Raw genomic sequence first — 6,241 nt, forward strand, 5'->3', positions numbered from 1 at the left:
AGTGGTTCAACGCGGAAGCCGGCCGGCTCGAAGCCCTGATCGAACGGCGCCGCGCGCTGACCGCCCGCGACCGCACCAGCGCGCTGCTGCAGATCGCGACCGCGGCGGCGGCGAACAACCGGCGCGAGAAGCAGGAACGCGGCCTGCTCGATTATGACGACCTGATCGACAAGACGCTGGCGATGCTGAATGGCGGCGCGTCCGCCTGGGTGCATTACAAGCTCGATCGCGGTGTCGATCACGTGCTGATCGACGAGGCGCAGGACACCAGCCCGCGGCAATGGGACATCGTCGACCACATCATTTCCGAATTCACCTCCGGCGAGGGCGCGCGCGACGGCGTCGTGCGCACGGTATTCGCGGTCGGCGACGAGAAGCAGTCGATCTTCTCGTTCCAGGGCGCAGCCCCCCGCGAATTCGATGCCCGCCGCAGATCGCTGCACAGGAAGTTCGTCGACGCCGGGCTGAAATTCGATCCGATCTCGTTCACCTATTCGTTCCGCTCCGGGCCGTCGATCCTGCAATCGGTCGATCATGTGTTCCGCGACCCGCAGATCTACGGCAGCATCCATGCGGTCGAAACCGGCTATCCGATCCATCATTCGCTCGACGACGCCGGGCCCAGCCTGATCGATCTCTGGGAATTGGCGGAAGCCGACGGCCGCCAGGACATCGAGGGGTGGCGCGCGCCATTCGACGGGGTGTCGGCGACATCGCCGGAGGTAAAGCTTTCGAAGCGCATCCAGGCCGAGATCAAGTCGCTGGTCGAAGGCGGCACCATGACCGGCCACACCGGCAAGCGCCGCCGCTTGCGCTACGGCGACGTGCTGGTGCTGGTGCGGCGGCGCGGCAACGCCTTCGATGCCGTGATCCAGGCGCTGAAGCATGCCAATGTGCCGGTCGCCGGCGCCGACCGGCTGAAATTGACCGAGCACATCGCGATCATCGACCTGATGAATCTGGCCGACGCGCTGTTGCTGCCGCAGGACGATCTGGCACTCGCGGTGGCGCTGAAGAGCCCGCTGTTCGGACTTGATGACGATGACCTGTTCACGCTGGCGTGGCAGCGAAAGGGCTCGTTGCGCGGCGCCCTAAGTGCTCATGCGGCGGCAAACGAGAAATTCGCCGAAGCGCTAAAACGCCTGGAAGCCTGCGAGCGCCGCTTTGCCAGCGAGCCACCGTTTGCTTTCTATGCCTGGCTGCTCGGCGGCGACGGTGGCCGCAAGCGGATCCTGAAGCGGCTCGGCCATGAGGCCAACGACGCGCTCGACGAATTTCTCGAGCTGGCGCTGGGCTATGAGCGCAAGGCGCCGGCCTCGCTGCAGGGCTTTATGGCCTGGCTGCGCGCCGCCGACACCGAAGTGAAGCGCGACATGGAAATCTCGCGCGACGAAGTCCGCGTCATGACGGTGCATGGCGCCAAGGGGCTGGAGGCGCCTGTCGTATTCCTGGTCGACACCACCTCGTCGCCATCGGATACCCAGCGCCTGAAACTGATCCATCTGCCGCGCGGCAATGCGCAACCGCACGCGCCCGGCGTCGTGGTCTGGGCCGGCCGGAAGGCCGATGATCCCTCGGCGGTCGCTGCCGCGCGCACGACGATGCTTGATGAAACCGAGGACGAATACCGCCGCCTGCTCTATGTGGCGATGACGCGGGCGGCCGACCGTCTGATCGTTGGCGGCTGCATGCCCGGCAACATGAAGAACGTGCGCGAATTCTCCTGGTACGACCTGATCGTCAAGGGCCTCGGCACTTCCGGATTGCAGTTGCAGGAGTTCGAGACTTCCGACGGCCTGGCGGTGAAGCGCTATTCGCGGCCCGAGGATGTCGCGGCGCCCATCGCCGCGGCTGCCGCACCGGCGACAAGCATCCGGACCGAGCTGCCGCCATGGTTGCGCGAAGCCGCGCCCGCGGAACCCGCCGCCGACAATCTGCTGCGACCGTCCGATCCCGCCACAAGCGAGGGCCATCCCGGCAGATCAGGCGAAGCGATCCAGCTGCGGGCGCGGGCGCTGTTGCGCGGCACGCTGGTGCACCGGCTGCTGCAATCACTGCCTGACGTGGTCGCCGAAGGCCGCCGCGACGCGGCGCTGCGCTATCTCGCCCGCAACGCCGGCGACTGGAGCGAGGCTGAGCGCGAGGCGCTGGCCGGGCGCATGCTGGCCCTGATCGGGGATCCGCGCTTTGCCCCGGTATTCGCGCCGGGCAGCCGGGCCGAGGTCTCGATCGCCGGCAGGCTGGAGCGGCCGGGGCGCCCGCCCGCGCTGGTTTCGGGACAGATCGACCGGCTGGGGGTGACCGCGGCCGAGGTCCTGATCGTCGACTACAAGACGAATCATGCCCCGCCGACAGCCTTGGCCGGGGCTCCCACCGGCTATGTCAGGCAGCTCGCGCTCTACCGGGCGGTCTTGCAGAAGCTTTATCCCCAGTTGCCGGTCCGCGCCGCGCTGCTCTGGACCGAAACCCCTGAATTAATGGAGATTTCTACTCCTGCGCTGGACGCACAACTGGCAACCGTCGTCCGGGGGGATGACCGCGCTTGACCCGGCAAGACCGCGTTCATAGGTTGACTGCATGATCTGGCGGCGATTCTTCGCCGCGTCTTCCCCAACCCGAACGAGGTATTCCCATGGCCGTTGGCAAGGTTTCTGACGCCGATTTCGAAGCCGAAGTGCTCAAGGCGACCGGACCGGTCGTGGTCGATTTCTGGGCCGAATGGTGCGGTCCCTGCCGCATGATCGCGCCGGCACTCGACGAAATTTCCGGCGCGATGGGCGACAAGGTCAAGATCGTCAAGCTGAACGTCGACGAGAGCCCGAAGACGGCCTCGAAATACGGCGTGATGTCGATCCCGACCCTGATGATCTTCAAGGGCGGCGAGATGGCCTCCCGCCAGGTCGGCGCCGCGCCGAAGGCGAAGCTGCAGCAGTGGATCACCGCCGCGGTCTGATCCGTCTCAAGACAATCTGGTTCTGACGGCCGGCGCTTCGCCGGCCGTTTGCGTTTTGGGATGGAAGCGCGCTCTCTTCTTTCCCCTCTACCGCTTGGTCGTCCTGTTGGGGTCTATCCCGGCGGGGTGCCGTTTTGATCGAGCACTTGCCCCGCCAGATACAGCGATCCCGTGATCAGGATGCGCGGCGGCACCTCATAGGCGAGCCGCGCCAGCGAACGCAAGGCGGCTTCGACGCTGCCCAGGGTTTCCACGCGCATGCCGAGCGCGCGGGCGGCGTCCGCCAGCCGGTCCGGCGACATCGCGGTGTCGCGACCCTCGATCGGCACCGCGATGATGTGGCGGGTGAGGCCGGCGAAATTGGCGAGAAACGCCTTGGCATCCTTGCTGGCCATCATGCCGGCGACGACCACCAGCGGTCGCGATACCCGCTCCTCGAGATCGCCGAGTGCGGCGGCGACGACGCGTCCGCCCTCGGCATTGTGGCCGCCGTCGAGCCAGACCTCGCTGCCCGCCGGCGCCTCGTCCACCAGCGCGCCCGATGCCAGCCGCTGCATCCGCGCCGGCCATTCGGCGCTGACGATGCCGGCCTCGAACGCCGCGCTGTCGACATTCAACGTATCCAGCGCGCGCAGCGTGGCGATGGCGAGCCCGGCATTGTCGAACTGATGCCGGCCGAACAGTTTTGGCGCCGCCAGATCCATCAACCCGCGTTCGTCCTGATAGACCAGCCGTCCGCGCTCGACACTGACGTGCCACTCCTGCCCGGCGCTATACAGCGGCGCGTGCATGCGCCTGGCCTGCGCCTCGATGATGGTGGCGGCGTCGGGCGATTGCTCCGCGCAAATCACCGGTACGTGGCGCTTGATGATGGCGGCCTTTTCCCCGGCGATCATCGTCAGCGTGTCGCCGAGAAACTCGGTATGGTCCATGCTGACAGGCGCGATCACGGTCGCCAGCGGCGACTCGATCACATTGGTGGCGTCGAGCCGCCCGCCGAGACCGACTTCCAGCAGCACCACATCGGCCGGGTGCTGCGCGAACAGGCAGAGCGCCGCCGCGGTTTCAATTTCGAAAATGGTGATGGGAGCGCCGGCATTGGCCTGCTCGCACCGTTCCAGCACCGCGCGCAATTCTTCATCGCCGACCAGCGTGCCGCCGCCGGCTGCGCCCAAACGAAAGCATTCGTTGATCCGCACCAGTGACGGCGAGGTATAGGCGTGAACGCGCAGGGTTGCCGCTTCCAGAATCGCGCGCAGATAGGCGATCGTCGAACCCTTGCCATTGGTGCCGGCGACGTGAATCACCGGCGGCAGCTTGCGTTCGGGACGTCCGAGCCGCTGCAGCAAAAGCTGCATCCGCTCCAGGCCGAGATCGATGCGGTTGGGATGCAGCGCGGACAGTCGCGCGATCAATTCGCCGAGCGGCTGATCGCGTTTGGCAGCTTGTGGGTTCACGCCTGGGGCGCTGCCGGCGTCACGTCCGCGGGTGAGACGATATGGGCGGCCTCGATGACGGGGGTTGCGGGCTTTGCGGCGGTTTCCACCGCGGGTGCCTTCGTCAGCAGCCGGCACAGCCGCGCCAGCGTCGGGCGCAAATCGTGGCGATGGACCACCATGTCGACCATGCCGTGGTCTTTGAGATATTCCGCGCGCTGAAACCCTTCCGGCAATTTTTCGCGGATGGTCTGCTCGATCACGCGCGCGCCGGCAAAGCCGATCAGCGCGCCGGGCTCGGCGATCTGCACGTCGCCCAGCATGGCATAGGAGGCGGTGACGCCGCCGGTGGTCGGGTTGGTCAGCACCACGATATAGGGCTGCTTGGTCTCGCGCAGCATCTGCACGCCCACGGTGGTGCGCGGCATCTGCATGAGCGACAGGATGCCTTCCTGCATGCGGGCGCCGCCGGAAGCGGCGAACACGATGAACGGCGATTTCTTTTCAACCGCGAGCTCGAGCCCGCGCACGATCGCTTCGCCGGCGGCCATGCCGAGTGAGCCGCCCATGAAATCGAAATCCTGCACCGCGATAACGACGCCTGCGCCCTCGAGCTTGCCGTAGCCGACCTTGATGGCGTCGTTCAGGCCGGTCCGGGCGCGGGCATCCTTGATGCGGTCGGCATATTTACGCTCGTCGCGGAATTTCAGGGGATCGGCGGTCACATCGGGCAGCGCCACGTCGAACCAGGTCTCGTTGTCGAACACCGACTTCAGCCGCGCCACCGCGCCCATGCGCATGTGGTAGTTCGATCCGGGAATCACGAACTGGTTGGCCTCGACGTCCTTGTAGAACACCAGCTGCCCGGAATCCGGGCACTTGATCCACAAATTCTCCGGCGTCTCGCGGCGCAGGATGTTGCGGATCTTCGGTCGGACGACGTTGGTGAGCCAATTCATGCTTCGCTCCGAAATGCGGTCAAATACGCATTACCTGGGAATATATGGCGGTCGGGGAATGCCCCGGCAAGCCGCCGCCGGAGGTCTATCTCCACCGGAATTGTGGCTTATTCGGCGGCCTGTTTGGCTCCCCGGACCCCCTGGGCCAGAGCGGACACCAGATCGGCGACCGCGCCAACGGTCCTGGCGGTCGCATGGCCGGTCGCATCGAGGCTGCCGGCCAGGGCATCGACCAGCGCGGTGCCGACCACGGCGCCATCGGCGGTCTCCGCGATGCCGCGGGCGGCCTCCGGTGTCCGGATGCCGAAGCCGACGCAGACCGGCAATCCGGTATGCCGCTTGATGCGGGCGACGGCCTCGCCGACCACGGCGGTATTGGCGCTGGCGCTGCCGGTGATGCCGGTGATCGAGACGTAGTAGACAAAGCCGGAAGTGTTGGCGAGCACCGCGGGCAGCCGCTTGTCGTCGGTGGTCGGCGTCGCCAGCCGGATGAAATTCAGCCCCGCCTTCATCGCCGGCAGGCACAATTCGGCGTCTTCCTCCGGCGGCAGGTCGACGATGATCAGGCCGTCGACCCCGGCGGATTTCGCATCGACGAGAAACCTGTCGACGCCGTAGATGTAGATCGGATTGTAGTAGCCCATCAGCACGATCGGGGTGGCGGTGTCGCCTTTGCGAAATTCGCCGACCATCGCCAGCGTCTTCTTCAGCGTCATGCCGGCCTTCAGTGCGCGCAGTCCGGCCGCCTGAATCGACGGACCATCCGCCATCGGATCGGTAAAGGGCATGCCGATCTCGATGATGTCGGCGCCGGCCTGCGGCAGTGCCTTGACGATCGCGAGCGAGGTCGCGGGATCGGGATCGCCGGCCATCAGGAAGGTGACGAAGGCCGA

General features: G+C 66.4%; 4 protein-coding genes and 1 pseudogene. 2 read left to right on the forward strand and 3 right to left on the reverse strand.

Going from position 1 to position 6,241, the window contains the following annotated elements; genetic code table 11:
• Together addA and trxA are read left to right on the forward strand one after the other, a co-directional pair.
• Nucleotides 1-2,568: pseudogene (gene addA / locus Q7U29_RS22590) on the forward strand (double-strand break repair helicase AddA); the annotation flags it as partial.
• Between the two features lie 64 nt (nucleotides 2,569-2,632).
• Nucleotides 2,633-2,953: a thioredoxin gene (gene trxA, locus Q7U29_RS22595; RefSeq protein WP_016847387.1), complete on the forward strand. Its 321-nt coding sequence runs from the start codon at nucleotides 2,633-2,635 to the stop codon at nucleotides 2,951-2,953.
• Between the two features lie 113 nt (nucleotides 2,954-3,066).
• On the opposite strand, the gene Q7U29_RS22600 is transcribed toward trxA, so the two are convergent.
• From Q7U29_RS22600 to trpA, 3 genes are all read right to left on the reverse strand, one after another.
• Entirely contained in the window at nucleotides 3,067-4,410 is a 1,344-nt protein-coding gene (locus tag Q7U29_RS22600; RefSeq protein WP_304744980.1) for a folylpolyglutamate synthase/dihydrofolate synthase family protein, read from the reverse strand.
• Nucleotides 4,407-5,348, reverse strand: coding sequence for an acetyl-CoA carboxylase, carboxyltransferase subunit beta (gene accD / locus Q7U29_RS22605; RefSeq protein ID WP_304744982.1), 942 nt, complete (start codon nucleotides 5,346-5,348; stop codon nucleotides 4,407-4,409). The genes Q7U29_RS22600 and accD overlap by 4 nt, the downstream gene beginning before the upstream one ends.
• Before the next feature lie 107 nt (nucleotides 5,349-5,455).
• Nucleotides 5,456-6,241, reverse strand: a 786-nt coding sequence (trpA, locus tag Q7U29_RS22610; RefSeq protein ID WP_304744984.1) for a tryptophan synthase subunit alpha, incomplete at its 5' end; no start/stop codon positions are given.

Source organism: Bradyrhizobium sp., from assembly GCF_030654605.1.
GTDB lineage: Bacteria > Pseudomonadota > Alphaproteobacteria > Rhizobiales > Xanthobacteraceae > Bradyrhizobium.